Raw genomic sequence first — 26669 nt, forward strand, 5'->3', positions numbered from 1 at the left:
CCAGCCGCCGTCCAGCCCGCCGCAGAAGCCTGAGGAAGGACCCCGCATGTCCACCATCGGCAGTCAGCTCATCGAGACCACAGAACGCCGGGCCCTGCGCCAGGCCGTCGGCGACCTCGGCCGCCGCTACGGCTCCGCCTACTACATGGCCAAGGCCAGGGCCGGCGAGCCCGCCGACGAGCTGTGGGCGGACGCGGGCAAGGCCGGCTACCTCGGCGTGAACCTGCCCGCCGAGTACGGCGGCGGGGGCGGCGGCATCACCGATCTGGCCATCGTGCTGGAGGAGTTGGGCTCGGCCGGCTGCCCGCTGCTGCTGCTCATCGTCTCCCCGGCGATCTGCGGCACCGTGATCGCCCGCTTCGGCACCGAGGAGCAGAAGCAGCGCTGGCTGCCCGGACTCGCCGACGGCAGCCGCAAGATGGCCTTCGGCATCACCGAGCCGGACGCCGGCTCCAACGCGCACCGGATCTCCACCGTCGCCCGCCGGGACGGCGGGGACTGGCTGCTGACCGGCCGCAAGGTTTTCGTCTCCGGCATCGACCACTGCGACGCCGTGCTGTTCGTCGCCCGCACCGAGACCGCGGACACCGGCGGGGGCCGCAGGCTCAAGCCCTGTCTGTTCATCGTCCCGCGCGACGCCGCCGGCTTCGAGTACCGGGCGATACCGATGGAACTCGTCGCCCCCGAGAAGCAGTTCCAGGTCTTCCTGGACGACGTCCGGCTGCCCGCCGACGCCCTGGTCGGCGACGAGGACGCCGGCCTGCTGCAACTGTTCGCGGGCCTCAACCCCGAGCGTGTGCTGACCGCCGCGTTCTCCCTCGGCCTGGCCCGCCAGGCCCTCGGCAAGGCCGTCGAGTACGCGAAGACCCGCACCGTCTGGTCCACCCCGATCGGCGCCCACCAGGGCCTGGCCCACCCGCTGGCCCAGTGCGCGGTGGAGATCGAGCTGGCCCGGCTGATGACCCAGAAGGCCGGGCTGCTCTATGACGCGGGGGAGGACCTGGCCGCCGGGGAGGCCGCCAACATGGCCAAGTACGCGGCCGGCGAGGCCGCCGCCCGTACCGTCGACCAGGCGGTGCAGACGCTGGGCGGCAACGGCCTCACCCAGGAGTACGGGCTGGGCGCGCTGCTGGCCGCCACCCGGGTCGGCCGGGTCGCCCCGGTCAGCCGCGAGATGGTGCTCAACTACGTCGCCCAGCACACCCTCGGCCTCCCGAAGTCCTATTAGTCCGCCTCCTTCCAGGGCGCACCGGAAGCACCTACCGGACCCACCGGACGCACCGGACCCACCGGACGCACCGCGTCCACCGGGCGCACCCGCCCGGCGTGCTTCCGGTGGGTCACCAGAGGGACATCTCGGCGAACTTTGCAGTGGCGGACGTCATGGTCCGTATGCTCCTGTGCGTACCCTCGGTCGACCTTTCGCCGCGCCAGTCGATGCGTCAACTACCTTTCTGGAGGCTTACTTTGGTGTTCCGCAGCGAATTCCCGGACGTGCCGACGGTGGACCTGCCGATCCATGAGGCGGTGCTCGGCGGCGCGGCGGCGTACGGTGACCGGCCGGCCCTGATCGACGGCGTCACCGGGGAGCGCGTGAGCTACGCGCGGCTCGCCGCCGGCGTCGAGCGGGTGGCCGCCGGACTGGCCGCGGCCGGGGTGCGCCAGGGCGACGTGGTGGCCCTGTTCAGCCCCAACACGCTCGGCTACCCGACGGCCTTCTACGGCGCCACCCGGGCCGGCGCCACCGTGACCACGGTGTCCTCGATGGCCACGCCCGCCGACCTGGCCGGGCAACTCGGCGACAGCGGCGCCCGCTGGCTGGTGACCGTCTCCCCGCTCCTGCCGACCGCCCGCAAGGCCGCCGCCCTGCTTGCCGAGCAGGGCGGCCCACTGGCCGAGATCCTCGTCCTGGACGGCGCGGAGGGCCACCGCTCGCTCGCCGACCTGCTGGCCACCACCGGCCCCGCCCCCGGGATCGCCATCGACCCGGGCCGGGACGTCGCCGTACTGCCCTACTCCAGCGGCACCACCGGACTGCCCAAGGGGGTGATGCTCACCCACCGCTCGATCGCCACCAACCTCGCCCAGTGCGACGCCCTCTACCGGCCCGCCGTGGGCGAGCGGGTGCTCGCCGTGCTGCCCTTCTTCCACATCTACGGCCTGACCGCGCTGCTCAACCAGCCGCTGCGCTGCGGCGCCACCGTGGTGGTGCTGCCCCGCTTCGACCTGGAGCAGTTCTGCCGCACCATCGAGGAGCAGCGGGTGCAGGCGCTGGTGGTCGCCCCGCCGATCGCGCTCGCCCTGGCCAGGCACCCGGTCGTGGACCGCTTCGACCTCTCCTCCGTCGAGTACCTGCTGTGCGCGGCCGCTCCGCTGGATCCGGAGCTCGCCGCCGCCTGCGCCCGCCGCCTGGGCCTGCCGCACCTGCTCCAGGGCTACGGCATGACCGAGCTGTCCCCGGTCACCCATGTGGTCTCCCCGCTGGAGCGCGACCCCTCGCCCGGCTCGGTGGGGCGGCTGATTCCCTCCACCGAGCTGCGGGTCGCCGCCCTGGACGGGGCCGGCGAGGACCTCGGGCCCGGCGAGCCGGGCGAGCTGCTGATCCGGGGCCCGCAGGTGATGAAGGGGTACTTCGGCCGGCCCTCCGACACCGCCGCGGTGGTCGACTCCGAGGGCTGGCTGCACACCGGCGACGTCGGCTTCGTCGACGACCGGGGGTACCTGTACATCGTCGACCGGGTGAAGGAACTGATCAAGTACAAGGGCCACCAGGTGGCCCCGGCCGAACTGGAGGCCGTGCTGCTCGGCCACCCGCAGATCGTCGACGCCGCCGTGATCGGCGTTCCGGACGCCGACGGCACCGAGTGCCCCAAGGCCTTCGTGGTCCGTGCTCCGGGCAGCGGCCTGAGCGCGGAGGACGTCACCGGCTTCGTGGCCGGGCTGGTGGCCCCGTACAAGAAGGTCCGCGCGGTGGAGTTCGTCGAGGCCGTCCCCAAGTCCGCGGCCGGCAAGATCCTCCGCCGCGAGCTGCGGGCCCACGAGGCCGAGCGCCGTGCGGCGTCCGCGACCGCGGCCGCCGCGCCCACCGCCCCCGAGGCCTCCCGCTGAGCGGCCGGGCCCCCGGCGGCCGAAGACCGGCGCCCGTCTGTGAGGATCGACCCGCCGAGCACGGCGGGCCCGCCGACCGTGACGGGCCCGCCGGGCACGACCGGCCCGCCGAGCCCCCACCGGAACAGGAACCGCCGCCAGCCATGACCAGCCACCCCGCCGTCCGCACCCCCCAGCAGGACCGCAGCCGCGCCACCCGGGCCCGGCTGCTCGCGGCGGCCGTGGACTGCCTGGCCGAGCTCGGCTGGCACGGCTCCACCGTCACGGTGGTCGCCGAGCGCGCCGGAGTGTCCCGGGGTGCCGCCCAGCACCACTTCCCGACCCGCGAGGACCTGTTCACCGCGGCCGTCGAACACGTCACCGCCGAGCGGCTGGCCGCCGTCCGCGCCCACACGGACGAGCTGCCGGCCGCCGGCCCCGACCGCACCCGGGCCGTCGTCGACATGATCGTGCGCCTCTACACCGGTCCCCTGTTCCGCGCCGCCCTGCACCTGTGGACGGCCGCCGCCACCGAGGAGCCGCTGCGCGAGCGGATCATCGCCCTGGAGGGGCACGTCGGCCGGGAGGCCCACCGGGCCGCCGTCGAGTTCCTGGACGCCGACGAGACCCGCCCCGGCGTGCGCGAGTCCGTGCAGGCCACCCTCGACCTCGCCCGCGGGCTGGGCCTGGCCAACCTGCTCACCGACGACAGCGTCCGACGATCCGGGGTGATCCGGCAGTGGACCGGCGTTCTGGAGAGTACGCTGCGGCCGGTACGCCCATGACTCCCGTACTACCGGAACGGCCGGACGACCCCTGACCAAGGGGTCGCCGGGCGGCCGATGTCCGTGCAGTCTGGAGAAGAATCCCGGCCGACACGGACCGTGAGGCCCCCGGCCGGGCACGAGCCGAACCGGGGTGCTGCCTGATCATGCACGGAAACGAGTGGGACGTGACCTCCGCCGCCGGCCCCGCACCGGGCGGCACCCCCGTACGCCCCGAAGGCCACCGACTCGTCCCGCTCGCGACGGCCCTGCTCCAGGGCGACGGCCTGATCCTGCACTGGAGCGAGGACGCCGAGGCGCTGCTCGGCTACTCCGCCGAGGAGGCCGTCGGCAGCTACGCCGCCCAGCTGCTCACCGACGGCACCGACCGCCCCGAGGTGCTGTCCCTGTTCGCCCACATCATGGGCGGCTCCACCGGCTGGTCCGGCGTCTTCCCCGTCCGCCACCGCGACGGCCACAAGGTCGACCTGGAGTTCCGCACCTACCCGATCGCCGGCCCGGCCGGCACCCTGCTGCTGCTCGCCACCGCCTCCGACATCCGCGCCCTCCAGGCGGTCGAGGCCGACCTCGCCGTCCTCGACGGCGTCTTCGACCGCTCACCGATCGGCATGGCCGTCTACGACACCGAGCTGCGCTACGTCCGGCTCAACGAGGCGCTCGCCCGGATGAACGGCGTCCCCGTCGCCGCCCACCTCGGCCGCCGGATACCCGCGGTGCTGCCCGGCATCAACAGCGTCGAGATCGAGCAGACCATGAGGCAGGTGCTCAGGAGCGGCAAGCCCGTGGTGGACGCCCGCTCCCACGGCCGGGTGCCCGGGGACCCCAAGCGCGACCGCGCCTGGTCCGCCTCCTACTTCCGGCTGGAGGACTCCACCGGCCGGGTCTTCGGCGTCTGTTCCTCGATCATCGACGTCACCGAGCGCTTCCAGGCCGAGGCCCGCGCCGCCCGCGCCCAGGAACGGCTCGCCACCATCGCGGAGGCGACGGCCCGGATCGGCACCACCCTCGACCTCCAGCGCACCGCGGAGGAGCTGATCGAGGCCGTCGTCCCCCGGTTCGCCGACTTCGCCACCGTCGACCTGCTGGAACCGGTGCTGCGCGGCGCCGAACCCACCCCCATCCCCTCCGACCGGACGGTCACCCTGCGTGCCGTCGCCGTCGGCGAGTCCTACGAGTCGGGCCTCGCGCACGCCGTCGACACCGTCGGCGAGACCTCCGAGTACGCCCCCGACCGCAGCTACACCCAGTGCCTGCGCAGCGGACGCCCCCTGCTGCGCGCCCACGTGGACGCCGAGGTGCTGCGCGGCCTGGTCGCCAGCGAGGACCGGGTCGAGCCCGGCATCGCGGCGGGCATCCACTCGTACCTGATGGTGCCGCTCACCGCCCGGGGCATGGTGCTCGGCGGCTCCGAGTTCATCCGGATGCGCAACTCCGAGCCGTTCAGCGACGCCGACGTGGCGCTCGCCGAGGAACTGGTCGCCCGCACCGCGCTGGCCATCGACAACGCCCGGCTCTACCGGCGCGAGCGGGAGACGGCGCTCACCCTCCAGCGCAGCCTGCTGCCGCAGGAGATCCACCGCACCCTGGGCCTGGAGATCGCCTACCGCTACCTGCCCAGCAGCGTGGTCAGCGAGGTCGGCGGCGACTGGTTCGACGTCGTGCCGCTGTCCTGCGGCCGGGTCGCCCTGGTGGTCGGCGACGTGATGGGCCACGGCATCCGGGCCGCCGCCACCATGGGCCAGCTGCGCACCGTCGCCCGCACGCTCGCCACCCTCGACATGCCGCCCGAGCAGGTCCTCACACGCCTGGACGAGACCGCCTCGGGCATCGGCGAGGGCCAGTTCGCCACCTGCATCTGCGCGGTATACGACCCGCTGGAGCGCACCGTCCAGGTCGCCTCGGCCGGCCACCTGCCGCCGATCTGGGTCACCCCCGACGGCACCGCCAGCAGGGTCGAGGTGCCGCCCGGCGTGCCGTTGGGCGTCGGCGGGGTGGCCTTCGAGTCGATCGAGTTCGCCCTGCCCGAGGGCGGCATGGTCACCCTCTACACCGACGGCCTGGTCGAGCGGCGCGGCCAGGACCTCGACGACGGCATCGACCTGCTGGCCGACACCCTCGCCGGGCCCGGCCGGACCCTGGAGGAGAACTGCGACGCCGTCCTCGGCGCACTGGTCACCGACGGCACCGAGGACGACATCGCGATGATCATGGCGCGGGTGCTGCCACTGCCCGCCGACCGGATCGCCACCCTCCCGCTCACCGGCGGCGGCCGGCTGCCCGGCAAGGCCCGCCGCTTCACCCGCGCCACCCTGGACGCCTGGGGCCTGACCGCCCTCTCCGACTACGCCGAACTGCTGGTCAGCGAGCTGGTCACGAACGCCCTGCTGCACGCCGACGCCCCGCGGCGGCTGCGGCTGTTCCGCGACCGGGTGCTCACCCTGGAGGTCTCCGACGCCGGCGGGGCGGCCCCGCAGCTGCGCCCCTTCGCCGAGCAGGACGAGGGCGGGCGCGGCATGTTCCTGGTCAGCGAGCTGGCCCAGCGCTGGGGCAGCCGGCTGACCAGGGACGGCAAGGTGGTCTGGGCCGAGCTGGAACTGCCCTTCGGGGCTGCTTAGTTCCCCGCGGGTCAGTCCCTGGTCAGTGCGCTTCCCCGGTCAGTGCGCGGCGAGCGGGTAGTGGTCGGAGAGGTCGGTGTAGGTGTAGCTCTTGCCCCAACTGCTCACCGTCCACGGCGCGCTGTGCGTGCGCAGGACCTGGTTGGTGTACTGCTGCGGGCGGGCGTGGTCGGCCCGGTAGAGCACGTAGTCCAGGTCCTCCTTGGGCTCGCCCGGGTAGCGGTAGGCGGCGATGGAGTTGTCGGCGGTGTCGAAGGAGTACGGCCAGCCCGTGCGGGCGGAGGCCGGCGCCAGGTTGGCGTTGTCCAGCAGGGCCTGGTACTCGGAGCCGTGCGAGTCGATGTTGAGGTCACCGGCGAGCAGGATCGGCTCGTTCGCCGGGATCTGCTTGGCGTCCAGGAAGCCGCGCATGGCCGTGAGCTGCTTGGCCCGGATGGCGGCCGGCTGGCCGTTGGAGCAGCCCGAGTCGGTGGACTGCAGGTGGGTGCCGACCACGTGGGTGCGCTGGCCGTTCACGTTCAGGACGGCGTAGACGAAGCCCTTGTTCGAGAAGTAGTCCGAGCCGCAGGCGTCCTTGTAGACGTACTGCTCCTTGCGCAGGATCGGCCACTTGCTGAGCAGCGTCACGCCGCCGTCCTCGGGGGTGGTGGAGCTGTAGCTGCCGGAGGTCGCGTCCCAGCCGCTGGTGGAGCGGCCGACGACCGGGGTGTGGTACGGGTAGGCGGCCGAGGCCTTGGCGGTCAGGGCGTCGGAGGCCGCGTTGTCGAAGGCCTCCTCCAGGACGACCACGTCGTGGCCCTGGAAGAAGTCCGCCGAGGCGATCGCCTGCGCCCGGTGCTCCTGGCCCCAGTTGGGGTAGAGGGTCGTGCTCATCAGGAACGTGTTGTACGTGAGGACGTCCAGCGCGGGCGCGGTGACCGGGGCGCTCTCGGTCGTGGCGCCGGTGGCGGCCGTGGCGGGGGCGGTGGCGAGCGCGCCGAGCACGGCGGCGGCAGCGCAGGCGGCGGCGGCCTTGCGGAGGGACGACAGCGGCATTGGGGCTCCGTGAGGGTATGACGTGAACGCGACGGTCAGCGGATGGTGTACATCCAACGTCGCCGCCCGCACGGTGCACAAGACCGCGCAAGAGCATTCGGTGAACGCAGTTGAAACACTGTCACCGCCCAGAACGCGCGAACCCCACCACCCGCTGAGGGTGGTGGGGCTCGCGAGAGTTGTGCGCGTCAGACCTCGCCGAACTCGCCGGCTTGGACGGCGGCGACGAACGACGACCAGGCGTCGGCGGGGAAGACGAGGGCAGGACCCTCGGGGTCCTTGGAGTCACGGACGGGCGTCAGGCCAGGGAAGCCAGGAGCTACCTCTACGCAGTCACCGCCGTTATTGGAGTGGGAGGATTTGATCCAGGAAGCGCCGGACAGGTCTACGAGGTCGGTCATGATTGGAGTTCCTTTCGGGCCCTGCGGATCATCGCCTGGGATGCGGCCTGCGGCGGCGCTTCCACCAGCATCTGATCGTAGTCCCTCTCCCATCCTGCAACCGTTGTGCGAGACCGCTCAAGGTGGCCTCTCGCGGTCGATTCCGCATACCCCACGACTGTTTGGTCGGGGAGGTTCAGCAGGACCACCGGCAGTGTGAAGGACAGGTTCTCGCCGATGGCAAACGGCGCCACCTGCATCGTGATGTACGGGCGCTGAGCCAGTTCCTCAAGGTGGCGGAGCTGTTCAGCCATGACCTGCGGCCCGCCGATGGGGCGGAGGAGAACGCCTTCTTCGATCACTGCGTGAATCATCGGGGGAGTCTTCTGGGTGAGGATCTCCTGACGCAAGGACAGATAGTCGGTGCGTTCATCGGCCTCAGCGGGGGTGATCGTGCCGCGCCTGACGGCCGATTGTGCCAGTGCCCTTGCATAGGCAGGGGTTTGGAACAGCCCAGGAACGATGATCAGGCCGACCGTTCTCAGCCGGCGGCATCGTGCCTCAGCGTCGGCGAACTCGGCGAAGCCCTCAAGAAGCGCTGCGCGGCTGAATCGCCGCCACAACTCGTAGAACCGTTGGCCTGACTCGAACACCTCATCGGCCTTAACAGCCAGTGCCCGTGTTGGGGAACGCTTCCCGTTCTCGACATATGAGATGTGCGCGCCCGAGTACCCCAGGCGCTTGGCAGTTTCGGCCTGCGACCAGCGCCTTGCCCGTCGTGACCTGCGAAGCTCCTGGCCAAAGCGCACCTGCGGTGATGCTTGGGCGTCAACCTCGGCTTCAGCCATGATCCTTCGGCTCCTTCACACGACATTGCTGTCAAAGGTAAGACTCTGGCGATCGTAGTGGAGACCACGCCACCATGGCTACAGCAAGTGACACGCCAAGAGCGAAGCGCTACGGAGACCCCATGCCCGAAAACCCGAAATCCGCGCTGCCCGACTTCGTCCGCAACGAGGTGGTGCGGGACCTGAAGCACCGAGACGACGACGGCAAGCCGAAGGAGGGGGTCTTCATGGAGATCCTCTGCGGGGCGGCCTTCCTGAGGCCGCTCGGCGGGGGGTGCGAGTGGACGACCAGGCCCGATCAGCTGCGACGGTGCGACCCCAGGGAGATCGCGCCGGGTACGGGGAGCAGCCCGCAGCGTCGGCCGATGTTCCCGGAGCCGGCGTGACCTCGGGGGAGATGCTGCTCGCCGGGCTGCACCTCAGCTCGTTGGCGGCCGGCGGCTTCACCGCTGTGGTCAACGGCTGCCGCGCCGCTGTCGGCCGAACCGCGAACCGGACCGACAAGCTCCCGCCAACGCGCCGCGAGTGCTCATCCCGCGCGGTGGCGGGGTTCAACGCCCGTTCGTGACAGGCAATCACGGACGGGTGCCGGTAGGCCTACCTCCCCTGCCGGCCGGCTCCGAGGGCACGTTGGCGCCAGACCCTCGCCGAGCCACACCGCTCCCCGCCGGCCACCCCGCCGGCGGGGAGCGGCCGTCCCTCGATCACCGTCGATTCCTTACCTTCCCTGTTCTCTGGAGGCGCACGTTGAACAGCACAGTCGCACCCGCACCGCTCGACTTCGCGTGGCTGGAGGTGACCGGGTTCTGCAACGAACCGTGCATTCATTAGGCAAGTCGCGTGTCGGGTTCGAAGGTGTCGGCATTGAACCCGCAACGCTAGCTCGGTTTGAGGCGGTCCATGAGGTCGGCAACGCCATCGACCTGGCGGTAGGGCTTGAACGCCGGCGCGAGCTCGCGCACCAGGGTGACGCACCGGTCGGCGCCGATCCTGGTCGCGAGGTCGAGGGACTGATTCGTAACGGCAAGGGCATGTTCGACCTCGCGGGCCTGCAGTAGGCTGCGGGCCTCGTAGGTCAGGAAGATCCCGCGCGTCTTGTCGCGGGAGCGCGGCAGCAGGCTCATGCCCTCGTCGATGCGGGCGTGCGCTTGGTCGGTACGGCCGAGGTCGAGCATGCACTGGCCGGAGTCGACCGCCAGGTCCGCCGTGCTCATCCACCGGCACCATGCGGGGGCCTGGTCGGGGCTGTCGGTCAGCAGGGCGTTCTCGGCGGCGGCCAGGTCGCGGTGGCAGTCGGCGGCGGCTCCGAGGGCGGCATGCGCGCGGGCCCGGCGGAGGTAGAGCAGGGACTGTGCGGTGGGGTGCCGGGTGTGGATGAGGGCCTGGCTGAGCGGTTCGACGGCGGCGCCCGGCTGGGTGAGCCAGATCGACTGGTAGGCGAAGTCGGAGAGGACGCCGGCCCCGAGGTCGCGGTCGCGGGCGGCGTGCGCGTTGGTGAGGGCCGCGTTCCAGAGCTTGCCCGCCGCGAAGTGCTGGCCCTGGTCGAAGCGGTGCCAGCCGCAGGTGCTGGCCAGGGAGGCGGCCAGCAGGTGGAGGCGCTGGCCGATGGGTTCGGTGTACCGGCCCTGTTCCAGCAGGTCGGTGACCGTCTCCAGTTGGGCGTCCATCAGCTTGGCGGTGTGCTGGCGCTGTTCGGTGGGCAGGGCGGTCAGCTTGGCGCTGGTGTCCTCCAGCCAGTCGACCAGTTCGCCGTCGACGTGCTTGCCGTTCAGAGCGGTGGTGAGCCGGTCGGGTTCGAGGGTGGCCCATTGGGCTGAGAGTCCGGCCAGCGCGAGCGCGCTGAAGGTCATGAAGGTGCGGCGGCGATGGTCCATTGTGGCTCTCTGTGCGTCTCGAAGTGCGTGGACGGTGAACGCCGATCCGAGTGGCACCGGCTGTTCCTGGCCTGGCAGCCAGTGAGGCCACTCGAAGGCTCCCAGGTCGCTGATCGGGACGTCGAAGGCCTCGGCGATCAGGAGCTGGGATTCGATGCTGGGCGTCTTGCGCCAGTTCTCCCACTTGCTGACGGCGGCCTTGTCGGTGCCGGAGCGAAGACCCTCGGGCCTGTTCCTGGCGGCGTGGTGGATGCGGGCCGCGAGGTCGGTCTGGGACCAGCCGCGAAGCGCGCGGGCGTACGCGAGGGGGTGCCGGATCTGGTCGTCCACGGGGCCAATCCCATCATCGACGGTGACCGTGAGCCTACTGCGCGTACGGGCTGGACTACCCCGGGACAACAGACAACGCCTGGTTGGTGACCGTGAGTTGGGCTCTACTCGTCGTGCACCGAAGAAGTTCCTTCACGAAGCGGGAGGAGTCCGCGCATGAAACGACGCGCTGCGGTCATCGGCCTCGGCCACCAGGCGCTCGAAGACCACCTGCCCGGCCTGCTCGCCTCCAGCAGGGCCGAGCTCGTCGCCATCTGCGACAGCAACCCCGACACCCTGCGGCAGCGGCAGGAACAGCTCCAGGTCCCGGGATTCACCCGCACCGGTGAGCTGCTGGACGCGGTGGCCCCGGACTTCGTGGTTGTCGCCGTCCCGCACCACGCCGGACGCGAGGTCGTCCACGAGTGCGCCGCCCGGGGCGTCCACGTCCTCAAGGAGAAGCCGTTCGCCACCAGCGTGTGGGAGGCCCGGGATCTCGCCCAGGTCTGCCAGGCCGGCCGGGTCGAGCTGATGGTCACCCTCCAGCGGCGCTTTAACCCGATCCACGCGAGCGTCGCCGGGATGCTGGACCAGATCGGCATCCCCTTCCTGATCGACGGCCAGTACACCTTCCACACCGACGACCCCGGCGCCGGGTGGCGCGGGGACATCCGGCAGGCCGGGGGCGGCTGCATCATCGACATGGGCTACCACCTCATCGACCTGCTGCTGTGGTACTTCGGTTTGCCCAGCCGGGTCATCGCCGAGTTCTCCACCACCGCCGTCCCCGGCGGCGGATACGACGCGGAGGACACCGCCGTCATCCAGCTCGGCTACGACACCGACCTGTACGGCTCGGTGCTGCTGTCCCGGTGGGTGGCTCCGAAGACCGAGCGCCTGCACGTGGTCGGCACCCGCGGCTCGGTGCTGCTGACCAAGGGCCAGGTCCAGCGGCTCGACCTGCACGGCGCCGTGGTGGAGGAGCTGACCCGCCCCCACGCTCCCGCCTCGGCATCGGCCGCGCAGATCGACTACTTCTGCCGGGTCCTGGACGGCGAACGGCCGAACACCTCCGGCCCCGACCAGCACCTCGCGCACGCCGCGTTCATCGCCTCCTGCTACCAGTCCAAGGCAGCAGGGCGCTACATCGACCCGAAGGAGATGCTGTGACCAGCACCCTCGCCCTGCTCGGCGGCAAGCCCGAAGTCACCGCCACGGGACCGCACTTCAGTTGGCCGCCGATCGACGACATCACCCGCGCCAAGGTCGCCGCCCAGCTTGAGGAGTCGATCTCCATCCCCGGCCGGTCCGGCATCGTCGCCGAGCTGGAGGACGGCCTGCAGGAGTACTTCGGCGTCCGGCACGCGGTCACCACCAGCTCTGGCACCGCCGCCCTGCACGCCACCTACTGGGCCGCCCGGATCAAGCCCGGCGACGAGGTCATCGTTCCGGCCTGGACCTTCCACGCCACCGCCTCCCCGCTCTTCCACCTCCGCGCGGTGCCCGTGCTGTGCGAAACCCGGCCGGACGGCAACATTGACCCGAACCGGATCGAGGAGCTGATCACCCCCCGAACCCGCGCGATCATGGTCACCCACCTGTGGGGCAAGCCCGCCGACATGACCGACCTGGTGGCCGTGGCGAACGCCCACGACCTGGCGGTACTGGAGGACGGCTCCCACGCCCACGGCGCGAGCATCGCCGGGCAGAAGGTCGGCACGTTCGGCCTCGCCTCGGCCTTCTCCCTCAACGGCCCCAAGCCGCTGTCCGGCGGCGAGGGCGGGTTCGTCCTCACGGACGACGACGACACCTACCACCGGGTCATCACGCTCGCGCACTACAACAAGCGGGCCAAGACCGAGATCCCGGAAGGCCATCCGCTCGCGCGGTACGCGGTCACCGGGGCCGGCCTCAAGCTCCGCATCCACCCCCTTGCCGCCGCCATCGCCCATGACCAGCTCGCCCGCCTCGACGGCTACGTCGTCGGCCGGGCGGAGATCGCCCGCTACCTCACCGGCCAGCTCGCCCGGACACCCGGCCTGGAAGTCACCGAGATGCCCGACGGGGTGATCCCGTCCTGGTACGGGTTGACGCTCACCTACAAGCCGGATGAACTCGACGGCCTGCCGATCGAGCGCTTCCACCAGGCGCTGATCGCCGAGGGCGCCACCGAGTTCGACCGCCCCGGCTCCACCTGTCCCATGAACCAGCTCCCGCTGTACCAGCAGCCCGGACCACTGTTCCCCGGGCACCCGCACTCCCACCGCCGGTACAAGGCAGGGGACTTCCCGGTCGCGGAGCACGCCCACGCCCACATGATCAAGCTCCCGGTCTGGCATCGTGAGCAGGATCTGGAAGTGGCCGAGCAGTACGTCCGCGCGGCCGTCAAGATCAGCGACCATCACAAGGAGCTGCAGTGACTGTCACCTCCCCCGAGTTCGTGGCCGGCCTGGCGACCGATGCCGAAGCCGCCGGAATCAGCGGCTTCGTCGCCGCCGCCGTGATCAACCACGACGGCCGGGTCCTGCTCGTGCGGCGCAACCCCGACGACTACATGGGCGGCCTGTGGGAGATCCCCTCCGGGACGGTCGAGTTGGAGGAGGAAGAGTCCATCCTCGACGCCCTGTACCGCGAGACCGCCGAGGAGACCGGGCTGACCATCAAGGAGGTCACCGGCTACATCGGGCACTTCGACTACCAGAACAGCCGCGGCGGCACGACCCGCCAGTTCAACTTCGCCGTCACCGTGGAGAAGACCGAACCGGTCGTCCTCACCGAGCACGACGCCCACCAGTGGGCACTCCCCAGTGAGCTCCCCGAAGTGAGCGACGCGGTTCGCGAGCTGATCGCCCGCTGAGGTGGTGCGAGTGCGGCGGGGCCCTCGGATTCCCCGAGGGCCCCGCCACAGCGCGACCGCGTCGGCTCCGAACTCCGGGTTGTACTTCGATGGCCTTGCCACGCGGATCTTCACCTTCCTGGATCTACAAGATCCATTGTCAGGTGTGTCCACATCGCCGGGGTCACCTCAGTCATAGGGCTACCCCGGAGGTCAGGCAGGCAGATGCTGGTGATCGCGCCGACCTGATCGGCGCTCAGCCCGCGTCGACTTCCGCCCTCCACATGGTGCGGAGTTGCGCCTCGACGTCGCCGGCCTGGCGGAGGCCCGCCTGGTAGGCCGGTTCCCAGGCCGCCAGGTCGCCCGTGTCCGAGCCGAAAGCGCGCACCGAGGCAGGGTCGGGGCCGATGGTCACCACGGCGTCCGCCCCCACTGCCGCCAGCTGCTGGTTGAGCGGTTCCCGGGGGAACAGGTGGGCCATCGGCTCGACTACGACCAGCGTGCGGGCTCCAGCGGCGAGATCGGCGTTGGGGCCTGCGCGCAGCGCACCGTCCATGTACCGCCGGCCGTCGATGGCGACGGGCGGTGCGGCTCCGGGGAAGGCGCTGCTCGCCGCCACCGCGTGCACCAGCGGCACGCCGCTGTCGCGGTCCCACACCACGGGCTCACCGGTGGTGGCGCAGACGGCGGTGATCAGCAGTCGTCGCTCCGGCCACGCGTCCGCACCGATCAGGGCGGCGCGCCCCGCGATCAGCGCCTCCTCGGCTCGGGGGTCGGTGCCGTCGAGCGCGAGGCGGCCGACGCGACGCCTCGCCTCTCCGGGTTCCAAGCTGCGGTCGCCGAGTACGGCGAACACCGCGCCCATCCGCTCAGGGTCAGGCTTGACCCGGTGAGCGGCCTGGCGAGCCGAGGAAGCGAGCCGACCTGGGTCCTGCCCGGTGGCGAGCAGCGTTCCGACGATCGCGCCGGCTGACGTGCCGACGATCAGGTCGGCCTCGCCCAGATCCACGCCGTTGCGGCGCAACCCGTAGGCCAGTCCGGCTGTCCAGGCCGTGCCGACGTGACTTCCGGGGCCCAGGACGAGTGCTCGGTCGAAGGTGTGCATGTGGTCTCCCCTCGTTATTGAAACAGTCGTACCATATACTTGCCAATGCCGTTTCAACTCCGATGCGCCGAAGGGAGATCCGCCGTGGGGCGACCCGCCGACCCCGCCCGTCGTGAGCGCACGCTGGCGCGCGCGACCGACTACGTGCTGGCGCACGGCCTGGCCGGACTGAGCCTGCGACCACTGGCCGCAGCCCTCGACACCAGTCCACGGATGCTGCTCTACGACTTCGGCAGCAAACAGGAGTTGGTCGCGGCGGTCCTCGCCGAGGCCCGCCGCCGGGGCGCGGTGCGTCTGGCCGGGCACCCCGCGCCGATGAAGGGCTCCGTGCAGGAGCGGCTGCGTGGCATCTGGGGGTGGATGAGCGCGGACGAACGTGCGCCGTTCGTCCGGCTGTTCTTCGAGGTGCACGCCGACGGCCTGGTCCACCCCGAGAACTACCCCGACCAGGCCGAGGCGATCACGGACTGGTTCGACACTCTCGGCGCCACCTTCCGGGATGTCTCCACCGGCCCTGACGACACCGTCACGCCCACGTTGGTCATGGCCGTCATCCGGGGTCTGCTGTTCGACCTCACGACCACCGGCGACCGCCGGCGCACCGATCGCGCGCTGGACCGCTTCGCTGAACTCCTCGGGCGGTGAACGCGCGAGAGCGGTGAACGCGCGAGAGGCGTGACGGACGGGGCTGCGTGCGGTGACGGTGACGGTGATGGTGACGTCAGCGAGGCCGAGGAAGGCGCACGTGACGGTCCTGCCCCGCGCCGTATCCGGCAGCCGCCATGGCGATGCCGAGGACGGCCGGGACCGTGAGCGGAAGCGTCCAGCTGCCCGTGGTGTCGTGCAGGATCCCGAGGAGGAGGGGCCCGGCCGCCGCCACGAGGTAGCCGATGGACTGCGTCTTGCCGGCCTGCGCGGCGGCTTCGCCGGAGCTGCCGGCACGTTCGCTCCGGAAGGTCAGCGCGAGGACGAGGCACGCGCCGCCGCCCAGCCCGAGCAGGGTGCACGCCACGACGGACAGCGCGGGGGCGGACACCAGCACGGTGAAGCCACCGGCCACGATGTTCCGGCCGCCCGGCGCGCGGTACGCCACCGGCGGGAACGGCCGTGGCCGTTCCCGCCAGCGGGTGCGGAGGTGGGTGCGGAGGAGGAGGGCGGACCGGCTACAGCAGGTGCTGCGCCCGGAGGTCCGCCACGTACTTGGTGATCAGGTCCTGCGACAGGTGCGGGATGTCGTTCTCCTCGTTGAGGGCGGCGGCCCGGACCGCCGCGCGGAACCGGTCCGCCGGCAGGGCGGATCCGGGCAGCGGCTCCGACGGCGTGGAGAAGGCGTGCAGCAGGGGGAGCAGCGAGTGCTGCCGCTGGCGGTCGGGCAGAGCGCGCATGGCGCTCTCGAAGCGGTCGAGCCACTCGTCGTAGTCGTCGATGCGCGTCAGGGGGTGTCCGGCCGCCACCAGCCAGTCGACGAAGGTGTCGAGGGAGATTCCGTCCTCGTGCGGGTTCACGATGTTGAAGGTCCGGTACCCCTCCCGGGTGTCGTCGCCCAGCGCGGCGACGGCCTGCGCGGTGAAGTCCACGGGCAGCGCGTCGTAGTGCCCGTCGACGTCACCGGTGCCCCGGACGTAGAAGCTGCCGGGGGCGATGCCGGTCGCCAGCAGGCTCAGCAGGAGGCGGGTGAACACGTCCGGGACGTTCAGCTGCCCCCGGTAGCGCGGGTGGGCGAGGATCAGGTTCGAGCGGAACACGGCGACCGGGAGGCCGAACGTGTCGTGCGCCTCGCGCAGCAGCACCTCGCCCGCCCACTTGCTGGCCGCGTAGCCGTTCGCGTAGCCGCTGCCGAGGTCGCGCGTCCCGCAGGCCGTGCGGATGTCCGCGTCCTCGTCGGCCGCGTCCTCGGAATCGAAGACGACGGCGACGGTCGACAGGTAGGTGAACTGCTTGACCTTGGAGGTGACCGCGAGCCTGATCAGTTCGGCCGTGCCCAGCACGTTGGGGCCGAACAACTGGTCGTACGGCAGGACGTGGTTGACGAGTGCCGCCGGGTGGACGATCAGGTCCACGGTGTCGGCCAGCCGCTGCCAGGTCTCCCGGTCGAGTCCGAGGTCGCTCTCCCCGACGTCGCCGGCGACCACCTCCAGGTGCTGGGCGGCCAGGCAGTGGTAGCGCCGGAGGAACTCCGGGTCGCCGCTGTCGAAGGCCGCGTCGAGCCGCGCCCGGGCCGACTCGTCGGTGGCGCCGCGGACCACGCAGACCAGTGTGCCGCCGCGCTGCGCGACGCGCTCCAGCCATTCGAGGCACAGGAAGCGGCCCAGGTAGCCGTTGGCGCCGGTCAGCAGGACGGTCCGCGCCTCGGGCAGCGGGCCCCTCGGCCTGCCGGTCCGCGTCGGGGTTCCCGTGTCGAGGAACGCGTCGAGCGTCAGGTCGCCCGCCACGAGCCGCGTCGCGCCCGGTCCGTGGACCTGGTCGGCGGTCGGGCGCCGGTCGCCCGACGCGAGGGCGTTCTCGATGTGGTCGGCCACCCGCTGGAGCGTGTTGACCGGGTTGATGACGACGTCGACGGGGACGTCGACGCGGTAGACCTCCTTGAGCAGTTGGGAGAACGACAGCGCGGAGAGGCTGTCGCCGCCGAGTTCGAGGAAGCGCGTCCCGGGGTGGACGTCGTCCTGCCGGTGTCCGAGCAGCGCGCGGGCGGCCTGGCACACGGTCTCCGGTACGGGCCGGGACGGGCCGACCTGGCGCAGTGCCCGGAGTTCGTCGCTCTCGCGCTCGGTCAGCTCGGCGTACAGGGCTTCGAGGCGCTCGCCGTAGCGCTTCGCCAGCGCGGGGCGCAGCAGCTTGCGCACGCCGGAGAGCAACCCGTTCTGCTGGCTGAACGGCTCGGTCTCGATGAGGAAGTCCCGTGGGATCTCGTACGAGTTGAGGCCCGCCTCGGTGGCGAGGCGGTGCAGGGACTCGCGCAGGAGCGACCTGAGACGCGGACCGTCCTCGGCGGCGAGGTCGAGCGCCTCCTGGGTGGGCACGATGACCGCGAGCAGGTAGGCGCGGGCGCTGTTGCCGTACACGAAGACCTGCCGGACGAGCGGACTGTCGGTGAAGAGGGCTTCCAGCCGGGAGGTGGCCACGAACTCGCCCTGCGACAGTTTGAGGACGTTGGAACGGCGGTCGACGTACACGAACTCGTCGGGGCCGGTGAGGGCCACGATGTCGCCCGTGCGGTAGAAGCCGTCCTCGTCGAAGACCTGGGCGGTGGCGTCCGGCTGCTGGAAGTAGCCGGGAACGAGGCGTTCCGACTTGACCAGCAGTTCGCCCCTGGGGTGCGGGGAATCGGTGCGGAAGTACCCCAGCTCGGGCACGTCCGCCAGCCGGTGGTCGGTCACCGGCGGGCGCAGCACCCGGCCGTCGAGCGAGACCAGCCCGGCTTCCGTCGACCCGTAGCCGTTGAACACCCTGATCTGCAGGCAGCTCTCCAGGAACGCCGCCAGCTCCGCGCTCATCGGGGCCGAGCCGTAGGTGGCCCACAGGAGGCGGCCGCCCAGGGTCTTCTCCCGCAGTTCCTCCTTCGCGCGGTCCGCCTGCCCGGCGGTGTCGCCCCCGACCTCGTCCGGCTCGTTCCGGCGGGCCGACTCGCTCCGGTAGCGCTGGAAGAGCATGTCGCAGATGCGGGGCACCAGGATGAACTCGGTGGGCCGGACCAGGGAGAGGTCCACGAAGAGGGTCGACAGGTCGCTCGACGCCACGAAGTGGGCGGTGCCCCCCTTGGCGAGCGTGCCGAACAGCACGCCCCGTCCCATCATGTGGCTCAGGGGCAGGTAGTTGAGCACGATGGACGGCTGCGTCCCCTGGCCGGGCACGAAGTCGATCCAGAAGTGCTTGACGAGACGCTCGGTGTACACGGCGCCCTTGGGGGTGCCGGTGCTCCCCGAGGTGTAGATCAGCGCGCTGAGCGTGTCGGCCGTCGAGCCCTCGGGGACCCGGGGGAGCGGTGGCAGGCTCCTGCCCCGCTCGATGACCGAGGCCAGCGTGTCCAGGGTGACGCCCCGGCCCTGCGCCGCGAGCCGTCCGCGCGCGGCGTCCAGCGCCTCCTGGTGGTCGGTGACCTCCGGGCGGTGGCCGAGCACGACGATCCTGCCCAGTGACGGGGCGTCCGCCGCGATCTGGAGCGCGGCGTCCAGGTGCGCCACGTCCACCGCCAGCAGGCGTGGTCCGGTCTGCGCGACGACGGGGGCCAGGTGTTCCGCCGAGGCGCCGGCCTGGAGGGGGACGCTCACCGCGCCGGAGCGGACGCAGGCCAGATCCAGCACGGCGTACTCGGGGCTGGTGGAGCCGAGGACGGCGACGAAGTCGCCCGGGCCCACGGCGTGGTCGGGGTGGTGACGCCACTCGGAGGCCACCGCGCCGACGCGTTCCCACAGTTCGCCGTAGGTGACGGTGTCGAACCGGTCCAGGAGGCGCAGGGTGGTGCGGCCGGTGTCCGGGTCGGTCACCGGCTCGGCGGCGCGCTCGCCCAGGGCTGGGCGGTCCGCGTACCCTTCCATCACCGTGGCCACGAGGTCGGCGAGCGGTAGGCCCGGCCGCCGGATCGCCTCGCTCACGGCGTCCAGGGGCGCGGCGGCACGGAACTGCGGATCCGTCGCGTACAGGTGGGCGGTGCGCTGGGCGGTGCGTGCGTCGAGGTCGTCGGCCGGGGGCGGTAAGACGGACATCGGTGTTCTCCTCTACGGCCTCGAAGGCCTGTGCAAGGGGTGGGCGGTCTTCATTTTTCGCTGAAGGCCCGTTTGGTGGAAGTGAGTTGATCGCTCGTCAGGGTGCGGGGGATCCGTACGCGGCGGTCCTGCCCCGCACCGTATCCGGCGCCGGCCATGGCGGTGTCGAGGACAGCTGCGGACTCATCGCTTCTCCGTCGCGGGTGGTGCCTGGACCCCGTGGTCGTGGGTCAGCCGGACGATCGCCGCCGCCGCGGTGCGGGCGCCGCTCTCGTCCTGGGCCTCGATCGCGTCGACGAGTCGCCGGTGCAGGTCGGCGTGCTCCTCGGCGGCGGTGGCGTCCCAGGGCAGGCCTCCCAGGGCGGAGGTGAGGGCCGTGCCGAGGTAGTCGTAGACCTCGATCAGGAGGTCGTTCCCGCTCGCCCGGACGACGGCCCGGTGGAACAGCGCGTCGACACTCATGGCCGCGGACCTGTCCTCGCCGGCGCAGGCCGCGTCGGCGTCGGCCAGCAGCTCCCTGAGCTGGTGCAGCTGGTCCTCGCTGCGCCGCAGGGCGGCGGCCCCCGAGGCGTACTCCTCAAGGACGGTGCGTAGTTCGAGGACGTTGTCCCGCCGGGCGGAACTCGCCCGCCGCACCATGACCGACTGGAGCTCGCTCGACGCGCGGACGTAGGTGCCGTCCCCGGCCCGGGGTTCCAGCAGGCCGAGGTGCACGAGCGCGCCGATCGCCTCGCGCAGCGTGCTGCGTCCGACCCCGAGCTCCTCGACGAGGACCTGCTCCGGCGGGATCCGCGTCCCCACCGGCCAGCCGCCCGCCTCGATGTGCGAGCGGAGGCTGTCCACGAGCTGCGCGGACAGGCTTGCCGTCCTGCGCGGTGTACTGATGCGGTTCATGGAGGCAGCCTATACAAACATCAGACATTTGAACATCGCATGTTTCTGGGTCTGGCCGCCCCGGTTCCAGCCGCCCGGCCCGCGATACGCCACCGGCGGGAACGGCCGTGGCCGTTCCCGCCGGTGACAGGGGAGTCGGGCGTGCTTACGCGTCGACCTTCTGCGGCTTCTCCGGCTTCTCCGGAGCGGGCACCTCGACCGCAGTGACCGCAGTGACCGCAGTGACCGCAGTGACCGGGGTGGCCGCGCTGGTCGGGGTGTCCAGGCCCCGCAGCAGCCGCCAGGCCATCGCGGCCGCGCCGATCAGCAGGACGGCGGCCAGCAGGCCGGCACTGTTCATGCCGTGCGTGAAGGACTCCCGGGCGCTCGCCAGCAGCGGCTCCGCGACGCCCTGCGGCAGTCCGTGCGCCGTCTCGACCGCCGCGCCCAGCGACTCGCCGGCCCGCGCCGCGGCCGCCGGATCCGTCCCGGCCGGGACGACGAGCCCGCCGGCGTAGATCGAGCCGACCACCGAGCCGACCAGTGCGATGCCGAGCGCGGTGCCCAGCTCGTACGCGGTCTCCGAGACCGCCGAGGCCGCGCCGGCCTTGTCGGCGGGTGAGGCGCTCAGCACCAGGTCGGCGCCGAGCGTGTAGACCACGCCCTCCGCCGTCCCGACCAGCAGGAAGGAGGCGGCCAGCAGCAGGTACGTGGTGTCCTGCTGGAGCCAGCCGAGCACGCCCACGCCGAGGCCCATGGCGAGCAGGCAGCCGGTCAGCGCCGCCCGGGCACCGGTGCGCCGCACCAGCCGGGCCGTCAGCAGACCGCCGACGACGGCGCCGACGAAGGCCGGCAGCTCGGCCAGGCCGGCCCGCAGCGGCTCGTAGCCGCGGACCAGCTGGAGGTACTGCGAGGTCACGAAGACCACCCCGGACAGGCCGATCAGGGCGATCAGCGAGGCCAGCACGGCGGCGGTGAACCGCCGGTCGCGGAACAGCCGCACGTCCAGCAGGGGGGTCTCCAGCCGCAGCTGGCGGCGGACGAAGACGGTCAGCGCGGTGACGCCCAGCACGAAGGCGACCGGGACGTCCCAGCGCGCCACGCCGTGCGCGGCGGCCTCCTTGATCGCGTAGACCGTGCCGATCACCCCGGCCATCGACAGGGCGACGCTCAGCACGTCCCAGCGGCCCGGATTCGGGTCCTTGGACTCCGGCAGCAGCCAGGCGCCGAGCACCAGCAGCAGGAGCAGGATCGGGATGTTCAGCAGGAACACCGAACCCCACCAGAAGTGCTCCAGCAGCACCCCGCCGACCACCGGCCCGAGCGCTGCGCCGGCGGTGGCGGCCGCGCCCCAGATGCCGATCGCGGTGGCCCGCTCCCGGTCGTCCGGGAAGAGGCCGCGGATCAGCGACAGGGTCGAGGGCATGATCGTCGCACCGGCGACGCCGAGCAGCGCGCGGGCCAGGATCAGCCAGCCGGCGCTGGGCGCGTAGGCGGCGAGCAGCGAGGCGGCGCCGAAGGCGGACGCGCCGATCAGCAGCAGCTTCTTGCGGCCGATCCGGTCGCTGAGCGAGCCCATGCTGACCAGCAGGCCGGCCAGGACGAAGGAGTAGGAGTCGCCGATCCAGAGCAGTTGGGTGCCGCTGGGCTCCAGCGTCTCGCTGATGGAGGGGATGGCGAGGGAGAGGACGGTCGCGTCGAGGGCGACCACGGTGACGGCCAGGACGAGGACGGCGAGGCCGGTCCAGCGCTGACGGGGGCTGGCAGAAACGGTACTGCTCATGCGCCCGCCTCGCTTCGCTCGGCAGGCGCTTCGCGCAACGCGCACCCGCTGATGATTCGTTCGCTTCGCTTGCTCATGGGATATCGGTTTCCGGTGTGCGGGCCGAAGGTGCTGTGGGCGGGGGAGTGGCGGCGTCCGGTCGGCGCAGCGCGCCGCCGAGGAACAGCTCGGCGAGCGAGAAGGCGGCGTCGCGCGGGGCGAGGCGGCCGTCCTGGATCGCCCAGCCGACGCCGGCCACCAGGTCGAAGAAGGCCTCGCTCAGCCAGGCGGCGCTCAGCTCGATGCGGAACGTGCCCTGCTGCTGGCCGCGCAGGAAGAGCGCGTGCAGTCGAACGATCTGGAGCTCCCAGAGGTCGTTGACGCTGTCGTCGTCGTAGAGCTGGTTCTCGCCGGCCAGGAAGGCGCAGAGCGTGGCGTCCGGGACGGCGGCGTCGACCAGGCGGCGCAGCGCGGCCTCGGCGTCGCCGTCCTCGACGGCGGCGGTGTCCAGGGCGGCGGCGAACCGGCGCAGGCCGAGCAGGCCGACCTCGCGGATCAGGGCCTCGCGCCCGGGGAAGAGCCGGTGCAGGGTGGCGCGGCTGATCCCGGCGGCGCGCGCGATCTCGTCCAGGTGGGCGGTCGGGCGGCGGGAGAGCACGCCGACGGCGGCTTCCAGGACGGTGTCGCGATCGGTGGCCATGAATCGAGTGTAGGTCACATGAGACATGGATGTCTCAAAATTATGGTGGGGGTCTCGAATGAGGCGTTGATCGTCACCGCCGGGGCAGCAAAAACCGGGGACGGCGGGTGCCGTCCCCGGTCGGGGTGCCGCTGTCGTGCGGCCGGTTCAACTCGGTCGATTCAGCCCGGTCGGGCCGTGCGCCGCCCGGATCAGCTCTGGTTGTAGAACCCGGTCTCGTCGAGCGGGCGGTCGATCACCATGACCTCGACGTCGGCCGGGGTGAGCAGGAACACCCGGCGGGCGATCCGCTCGATGCCGCCCTGGGTGCCGAAGATCAGCCCGGAGGCGAAGTCCACCATCCGCTTGGCCTCGGCTTCGTTCATCTCGGTGAGGTCCATGACCACCGGGATGCTCGCCCGGATGTGCTCGCCCACCGTGCGGGCCGCCTCGAAACCGGTCGGCCGCAAGGAGACGATCTTCGCGGGCGCGGGGGCGGCCGGCATCGTCTCCTGATCGACCCACTCGTCCTCGTACACCGCGGCCGGGTAGTTTCCCGAGGGCATCAGCCACCCGTTGTGGTGCTCGTCGCGAAGTGCTCCCATGCCGCGCCTCCCTGCCTCGTCCCGTCCTGGTCCCCCGGGGTCGCGTGTCCTTTTTGACACGTCATCCACTCGTCGGAACTGTCCGAGTATCGCACTGTTCACCGGTCCCGTGCCCGCTCGCGGCCCCCGTACGAGTCGCGCCGCGACGGAAACCCGGGCGAACCCGGGCAACATCAGCGACGCGGCGGTGAGCCGTACGGTTGCGCGCGTAGACCATATCGGTCGCGGTCACCGCGCAATTGACCTTCTGTCAACAATGCGGAAACGATTTCACTCGCCGGTAGTGCCGTCCACCAGTTCGCGCAGAAGATCGGCGTGGCCGTTGTGCCGCGCGTACTCCTCGACCATGTGGACCAGGATCCAGCGCAGCGTCACCTCCTCGCCGCGGCGCAGCCGCTTGCCGACGGTGTCCAGCGACAGGCCGGCGCTCGCGCGGCGGGCGGCCTCGACCTCGGCGCGCCAGGTGGCGAAGTCCGCCGCGACGTCGGCGGTGTCCACGCCGTTGAAGTCGCCGTCCTCGTCGGCCTCGGTCCAGTAGTGGTTCTCGGTGTACTCGTCGCCGCGCAGGATGCTCTGGAACCAGTACTGCTCCACCTCGGCCATGTGCCGGACGAGGCCGAGCAACGAGAGGGTGGACGGCGGAGCGGAGCGCAGCCGCAGCTGGTCGTCGGTCAGGCCCTCGCACTTGAGCGCGAGGGTGCTGCGGTGGTAGTCGAGCCAGGCGGTGAGCATGGCGGTCTCGTCGGCCGCCATCGGCGGGTCGACCCGCGGGGAGGGTTCGGTCATGCGGGCCATCCTGACGTCCGACGGCGGGCGGGCGCGAGCGAATTGTCGAGCGCCCCCCGAGTGCCTCGGAATCTCGGCCGGTCAGGGGGGCAGGGGGTCAGACAGTCAGGCGCTCAGCGGTCAGGCGGCCGGTGCGCGGCGCCGGGCGGTCGCGGCCCGCCACAGCCCGACCACGCTGCCCAGCACGAGCAGCGCGATCACCCCGGCCGACACCAGGAAGGCCGCCGAGCCCGGCTCGCCCGCGCTGGCCGCCGCCGTCACGTACACCGCGGTGGTCGGCACCACGCCGATCGCGGTGGCGAACAGGAAGGGCGCGAAGCGGACCCCGGAGAAGGCCGCGCCGTAGTTGGCCGCCTGGAACGGCATGCCCGGCAGCAGCCGCAACACCAGCACGCTGCGGAAGCCCTGTTCGGTGAAGCGCCGGTCCAGCGTGCCGAGCACCCGCCCGCGCAGGTACGGCCGCAGCGCCTCGCGCCCGAGGCCCCGGCCGAGCCCGAAGGCCATGGCCGCGCCCAGCGTGGTGCCGAGCACCGACAGCAGCACGCCCTGCTGGATGCCCAGCAGCAGCCCGGCGGCGGCGTTCAGTGCCGGCCGGGGGACGAAGGCGAGCGTGCCGACCGCGTACACGGTGGCGAACAGCGGCGCGAACCAGTACCCGGGCATCCGGTCGGCGAGGCCGCCGTTCAGCAGCGCCGTTGGGCTCCACAGCAGCAGCGATCCGGCCGCGGCGCCGAGCAGCACCACCAGCAGCGCGAACCGCCACCACGGCGAACGCGGCACGGGGCCGGACGGCGGCAGCTCGACGGCGGGCGGGGGCGTTGCGGGTGCGGGCAGGGGCGAGGCGGGTGCGGGCACCGGCCGAGCCTAGCCGGTGCCCGGTCGCGCCCGTCGAGGGCGGTCGCGGTCAGCTGTACGGGGGCTTTTCCGGGTTGTAGTGCCAGAACTGGTTGTCGCCGCTGTGGAACTCCCACTGGATCACCGGGGTGCCGTCGGTCAGCGCGCCGCCCGAGACGTCCAGGACGAGGCCGCTGTAGCCGTTCACGATCCGGCGGGGCGTTCCGGGGTGGCTGGCCGGGGGGTCGCTCCAGCTCTGGTTGGCGCCGCCGTCGCAGGTCCACTGGTCGGCCTGGGTGCCCCAGGTGGTGCTGAAGGCCGGGATGTCCAGGCACTTGCCGCTGTTCAGGTTCACCCAGCCGCGGGCGCTCTGGGTCCACTGCTGGTTGGCGCCGCCGGTACAGGTCCAGATCCGGACCGGGGCGCCGTCGTCGGTGCGCCAGTCGGCGACCTCCAGGCACAGGTCGTCCGGGCCCGCGTACATGCCGGTGCGGATCTCGGCGGGCCCGAAGTCGGCGGCGGGGGTGGCCGTTGGGGTGGTCGTGGGGGTGGCCGCGGGAGCCGGCGGGGCGGTGAGCGCCACCGCGGCGGCGGCGAGGGCGGCCGTGGCGGCGGCGAGGGCGGCCGTGGCGGCGGCGAGCCGCGCACGACGGGACAGGCGGGCCAGCCGGGAAATGCGGGACGGGTGGGACAGGCGGGACATCAGAGCGTCCTCCGGGGGGTCGCGGATGCGGAGCGGTCGGCGAGGAATCCCTGCAGACGTCGCCAGGAGTCCCGGGCCGCGTCCGAATATTCGACGGCGGAGAGCTCGAAGAAGTTGTGCGGCGCGCCCGGGTAGGTGACGAACTCGTGCGGGTTGCCGGCGGCGGTCAGGGCCGCGTCGAAGGCGTCGACGGCGGTGGGCGGGATGTGCTCGTCCGCGCCGCCCCAGAAGGCGAGGATCGGCGCGCTGAGGTCGGCCGCGAGCTGAGTGGGCCCCGGGGAGCCGTTGATCGCGTCGGGGTATCCGTAGAAGCCGACCGCGCCGGCCAGCCCGAACCGGGGCGCGGCGGCGCGGAAGGCCTGCCGGCCGCCGAAGCAGAAGCCGAGCGCGACCACCTCGGCCGGCCCGCTTGCGCGCAGCCGGGCGAGGCCGGCGGCGAGGTCGGCGTCCAGGCCTTCGGGGGTGAGGGCGAGCAGGTGGCGGAGCAGGCCGGGCAGGTCGCCGAATTCCTTCGGGCGGCTTTCCGGATCGGCTCCGGCGGTGCGGCCGTAATAGTCGACGACGAGCGCGGGGTGGCCCTGTTCGGCGAGCCGGGCGGCGGTCTGCCGGTAGAAGCCGGAAAGGCCCTTGTTGTCCGGCAGGACGAGGACGCCGACGCCGGTGGCCACCTCGGGGCGGGCCAGGAAGGCGGCGAACTCGGTGCCGTCCGCCGAGGTCAGGGTGAGCGCCGTAGCCTCGGCCAGGGGCCAGAGCGCGGGGGTGACGGCGGGCGGGGCGGCGTCGGGGTCGTAGCACACGGGGTCCACCTCACGGATCGCGAAACCGCCGGGCGCGGAATGCGCCCGGCGGT

General features: G+C 72.0%; 25 protein-coding genes. 10 read left to right on the plus strand and 15 right to left on the minus strand.

Annotation, left to right across the window (positions count from 1 at the left end):
- Positions 1-46 precede the first annotated feature (46 nt).
- The 4 genes from AB0O19_RS22140 (at position 47) to AB0O19_RS22155 (ending at position 6487) form a co-directional block, all read left to right on the plus strand.
- Complete coding sequence (locus AB0O19_RS22140; RefSeq protein ID WP_363621641.1) at positions 47-1228, plus strand: acyl-CoA dehydrogenase family protein; 1182 nt, start codon at positions 47-49, stop codon at positions 1226-1228.
- Between the two features lie 239 nt (positions 1229-1467).
- Positions 1468-3108: an AMP-binding protein gene (locus AB0O19_RS22145; RefSeq protein WP_363621643.1), complete on the plus strand. Its 1641-nt coding sequence runs from the start codon at positions 1468-1470 to the stop codon at positions 3106-3108.
- A 143-nt stretch (positions 3109-3251) separates the two neighbouring features.
- Positions 3252-3872, plus strand: a complete 621-nt coding sequence (locus tag AB0O19_RS22150; RefSeq protein WP_363621644.1) for a TetR/AcrR family transcriptional regulator — start codon at positions 3252-3254, stop codon at positions 3870-3872.
- Positions 3873-4018: 146 nt separating this feature from the next.
- Complete coding sequence (locus AB0O19_RS22155) at positions 4019-6487, plus strand: SpoIIE family protein phosphatase (RefSeq protein ID WP_363621646.1); 2469 nt, start codon at positions 4019-4021, stop codon at positions 6485-6487.
- 39 nt (positions 6488-6526) lie between these two features.
- On the opposite strand, the gene sph is transcribed toward AB0O19_RS22155, so the two are convergent.
- The 3 genes from sph to AB0O19_RS22170 all read right to left on the minus strand — a co-directional run bounded on the left by sph (position 6527) and on the right by AB0O19_RS22170 (position 8750).
- A complete protein-coding gene (gene sph, locus AB0O19_RS22160) occupies positions 6527-7522 on the minus strand; it encodes a sphingomyelin phosphodiesterase (protein WP_363584641.1) in 996 nt (331 codons plus the stop codon).
- A gap of 188 nt (positions 7523-7710) precedes the next feature.
- Positions 7711-7923 (minus strand): DUF397 domain-containing protein, encoded by a 213-nt coding sequence (locus AB0O19_RS22165; RefSeq protein WP_363621648.1) that lies wholly within the window; start codon positions 7921-7923, stop codon positions 7711-7713.
- Complete coding sequence (locus tag AB0O19_RS22170) at positions 7920-8750, minus strand: helix-turn-helix transcriptional regulator (protein WP_363621650.1); 831 nt, start codon at positions 8748-8750, stop codon at positions 7920-7922. Before AB0O19_RS22170 ends, AB0O19_RS22165 begins: the two co-directional genes overlap by 4 nt.
- A 122-nt stretch (positions 8751-8872) precedes the next feature.
- On the opposite strand from AB0O19_RS22170, the gene AB0O19_RS22175 reads away from it, so the two are divergent.
- Both AB0O19_RS22175 and AB0O19_RS22180 read left to right on the plus strand, forming a co-directional pair.
- The gene (locus AB0O19_RS22175) at positions 8873-9136 is read left to right on the plus strand and encodes a hypothetical protein (RefSeq protein ID WP_363584647.1); all 264 of its coding nucleotides are present in this window, start codon (positions 8873-8875) and stop codon (positions 9134-9136) included.
- Positions 9133-9318: a hypothetical protein gene (locus AB0O19_RS22180; protein WP_363621652.1), complete on the plus strand. Its 186-nt coding sequence runs from the start codon at positions 9133-9135 to the stop codon at positions 9316-9318. The genes AB0O19_RS22175 and AB0O19_RS22180 overlap by 4 nt, the downstream gene beginning before the upstream one ends.
- Before the next feature lie 310 nt (positions 9319-9628).
- On the opposite strand, the gene AB0O19_RS22185 is transcribed toward AB0O19_RS22180, so the two are convergent.
- The gene (locus AB0O19_RS22185; RefSeq protein ID WP_363621653.1) at positions 9629-10954 is read right to left on the minus strand and encodes a helix-turn-helix transcriptional regulator; all 1326 of its coding nucleotides are present in this window, start codon (positions 10952-10954) and stop codon (positions 9629-9631) included.
- A gap of 156 nt (positions 10955-11110) precedes the next feature.
- Here AB0O19_RS22185 and AB0O19_RS22190 point away from each other — a divergent pair, with 156 nt between their 5' ends.
- The 3 genes from AB0O19_RS22190 to AB0O19_RS22200 are packed head-to-tail and all read left to right on the plus strand — an operon-like array spanning position 11111 to position 13790.
- Positions 11111-12103 (plus strand): Gfo/Idh/MocA family oxidoreductase, encoded by a 993-nt coding sequence (locus AB0O19_RS22190; RefSeq protein WP_363621655.1) that lies wholly within the window; start codon positions 11111-11113, stop codon positions 12101-12103.
- Positions 12100-13353 carry a DegT/DnrJ/EryC1/StrS family aminotransferase gene (locus tag AB0O19_RS22195; protein WP_363621657.1) on the plus strand — a complete coding sequence of 418 codons (1254 nt, stop codon included), beginning with the start codon at positions 12100-12102 and terminating at the stop codon, positions 13351-13353. Before AB0O19_RS22190 ends, AB0O19_RS22195 begins: the two co-directional genes overlap by 4 nt.
- Positions 13350-13790 (plus strand): NUDIX domain-containing protein, encoded by a 441-nt coding sequence (locus tag AB0O19_RS22200; RefSeq protein ID WP_363584655.1) that lies wholly within the window; start codon positions 13350-13352, stop codon positions 13788-13790. The genes AB0O19_RS22195 and AB0O19_RS22200 overlap by 4 nt, the downstream gene beginning before the upstream one ends.
- A 235-nt stretch (positions 13791-14025) precedes the next feature.
- Here the strand turns inward: AB0O19_RS22200 and AB0O19_RS22205 are convergent, their stop codons facing one another.
- A complete protein-coding gene (locus tag AB0O19_RS22205; RefSeq protein WP_363621659.1) occupies positions 14026-14874 on the minus strand; it encodes a patatin-like phospholipase family protein in 849 nt (282 codons plus the stop codon).
- Positions 14875-14958: 84 nt separating this feature from the next.
- Between AB0O19_RS22205 and AB0O19_RS22210 the strand changes: the two genes are divergently transcribed.
- On the plus strand, positions 14959-15519 hold the full coding sequence (locus AB0O19_RS22210; RefSeq protein WP_363621661.1) for a TetR/AcrR family transcriptional regulator: 561 nt from the start codon (positions 14959-14961) through the stop codon (positions 15517-15519).
- A gap of 76 nt (positions 15520-15595) precedes the next feature.
- Here the strand turns inward: AB0O19_RS22210 and AB0O19_RS22215 are convergent, their stop codons facing one another.
- The 10 genes from AB0O19_RS22215 to AB0O19_RS22260 all read right to left on the minus strand — a co-directional run bounded on the left by AB0O19_RS22215 (position 15596) and on the right by AB0O19_RS22260 (position 26616).
- Positions 15596-15967, minus strand: a complete 372-nt coding sequence (locus tag AB0O19_RS22215) for a hypothetical protein (protein ID WP_363621663.1) — start codon at positions 15965-15967, stop codon at positions 15596-15598.
- A 70-nt stretch (positions 15968-16037) separates the two neighbouring features.
- Positions 16038-19577 (minus strand): carboxylic acid reductase, encoded by a 3540-nt coding sequence (gene car, locus AB0O19_RS22220; RefSeq protein ID WP_363621665.1) that lies wholly within the window; start codon positions 19575-19577, stop codon positions 16038-16040.
- 183 nt (positions 19578-19760) lie between these two features.
- On the minus strand, positions 19761-20471 hold the full coding sequence (locus tag AB0O19_RS22225; RefSeq protein WP_363621667.1) for an FCD domain-containing protein: 711 nt from the start codon (positions 20469-20471) through the stop codon (positions 19761-19763).
- Positions 20472-20616: 145 nt separating this feature from the next.
- A complete protein-coding gene (locus tag AB0O19_RS22230; protein WP_363621669.1) occupies positions 20617-22233 on the minus strand; it encodes an MFS transporter in 1617 nt (538 codons plus the stop codon).
- A gap of 73 nt (positions 22234-22306) precedes the next feature.
- Positions 22307-22912, minus strand: a complete 606-nt coding sequence (locus tag AB0O19_RS22235) for a helix-turn-helix domain-containing protein (protein WP_363584673.1) — start codon at positions 22910-22912, stop codon at positions 22307-22309.
- A 191-nt stretch (positions 22913-23103) separates the two neighbouring features.
- The gene (locus tag AB0O19_RS22240) at positions 23104-23496 is read right to left on the minus strand and encodes a cell division protein SepF (RefSeq protein ID WP_363584675.1); all 393 of its coding nucleotides are present in this window, start codon (positions 23494-23496) and stop codon (positions 23104-23106) included.
- A gap of 270 nt (positions 23497-23766) precedes the next feature.
- Positions 23767-24282: a DinB family protein gene (locus AB0O19_RS22245; RefSeq protein ID WP_363621671.1), complete on the minus strand. Its 516-nt coding sequence runs from the start codon at positions 24280-24282 to the stop codon at positions 23767-23769.
- A 120-nt stretch (positions 24283-24402) separates the two neighbouring features.
- The gene (locus AB0O19_RS22250) at positions 24403-25137 is read right to left on the minus strand and encodes a VTT domain-containing protein (RefSeq protein ID WP_363621673.1); all 735 of its coding nucleotides are present in this window, start codon (positions 25135-25137) and stop codon (positions 24403-24405) included.
- Between the two features lie 49 nt (positions 25138-25186).
- Complete coding sequence (locus AB0O19_RS22255; protein ID WP_363621675.1) at positions 25187-25819, minus strand: RICIN domain-containing protein; 633 nt, start codon at positions 25817-25819, stop codon at positions 25187-25189.
- The gene (locus AB0O19_RS22260; RefSeq protein ID WP_363621677.1) at positions 25819-26616 is read right to left on the minus strand and encodes a dienelactone hydrolase family protein; all 798 of its coding nucleotides are present in this window, start codon (positions 26614-26616) and stop codon (positions 25819-25821) included. The genes AB0O19_RS22255 and AB0O19_RS22260 overlap by 1 nt, the downstream gene beginning before the upstream one ends.
- Positions 26617-26669 lie beyond the last annotated feature (53 nt).

It is taken from the genome of Kitasatospora sp. NPDC091276 (assembly GCF_040684355.1).
Classification (GTDB): Bacteria; Actinomycetota; Actinomycetes; order Streptomycetales; family Streptomycetaceae; genus Kitasatospora.

Excerpts from the sequence above, each read along its gene's own strand:
- AB0O19_RS22140 (WP_363621641.1), top strand. The coding sequence starts at position 47 with ATGTCCACCATCGGCAGTCAGCTCATCGAGACCACAGAACGCCGGGCC.
- AB0O19_RS22150 (WP_363621644.1), top strand. The coding sequence starts at position 3,252 with ATGACCAGCCACCCCGCCGTCCGCACCCCCCAGCAGGACCGCAGCCGC.
- AB0O19_RS22155 (WP_363621646.1), top strand. The coding sequence starts at position 4,019 with ATGCACGGAAACGAGTGGGACGTGACCTCCGCCGCCGGCCCCGCACCG.
- sph (WP_363584641.1), bottom strand. The coding sequence starts at position 7,522 with ATGCCGCTGTCGTCCCTCCGCAAGGCCGCCGCCGCCTGCGCTGCCGCC.
- AB0O19_RS22165 (WP_363621648.1), bottom strand. The coding sequence starts at position 7,923 with ATGACCGACCTCGTAGACCTGTCCGGCGCTTCCTGGATCAAATCCTCC.
- AB0O19_RS22170 (WP_363621650.1), bottom strand. The coding sequence starts at position 8,750 with ATGGCTGAAGCCGAGGTTGACGCCCAAGCATCACCGCAGGTGCGCTTT.
- AB0O19_RS22175 (WP_363584647.1), top strand. The coding sequence starts at position 8,873 with ATGCCCGAAAACCCGAAATCCGCGCTGCCCGACTTCGTCCGCAACGAG.
- AB0O19_RS22190 (WP_363621655.1), top strand. The coding sequence starts at position 11,111 with ATGAAACGACGCGCTGCGGTCATCGGCCTCGGCCACCAGGCGCTCGAA.
- AB0O19_RS22205 (WP_363621659.1), bottom strand. The coding sequence starts at position 14,874 with ATGCACACCTTCGACCGAGCACTCGTCCTGGGCCCCGGAAGTCACGTC.
- car (WP_363621665.1), bottom strand. The coding sequence starts at position 19,577 with ATGTCCGTCTTACCGCCCCCGGCCGACGACCTCGACGCACGCACCGCC.
- AB0O19_RS22225 (WP_363621667.1), bottom strand. The coding sequence starts at position 20,471 with ATGAACCGCATCAGTACACCGCGCAGGACGGCAAGCCTGTCCGCGCAG.
- AB0O19_RS22230 (WP_363621669.1), bottom strand. The coding sequence starts at position 22,233 with ATGAGCAGTACCGTTTCTGCCAGCCCCCGTCAGCGCTGGACCGGCCTC.
- AB0O19_RS22235 (WP_363584673.1), bottom strand. The coding sequence starts at position 22,912 with ATGGCCACCGATCGCGACACCGTCCTGGAAGCCGCCGTCGGCGTGCTC.
- AB0O19_RS22240 (WP_363584675.1), bottom strand. The coding sequence starts at position 23,496 with ATGGGAGCACTTCGCGACGAGCACCACAACGGGTGGCTGATGCCCTCG.
- AB0O19_RS22245 (WP_363621671.1), bottom strand. The coding sequence starts at position 24,282 with ATGACCGAACCCTCCCCGCGGGTCGACCCGCCGATGGCGGCCGACGAG.
- AB0O19_RS22255 (WP_363621675.1), bottom strand. The coding sequence starts at position 25,819 with ATGTCCCGCCTGTCCCACCCGTCCCGCATTTCCCGGCTGGCCCGCCTG.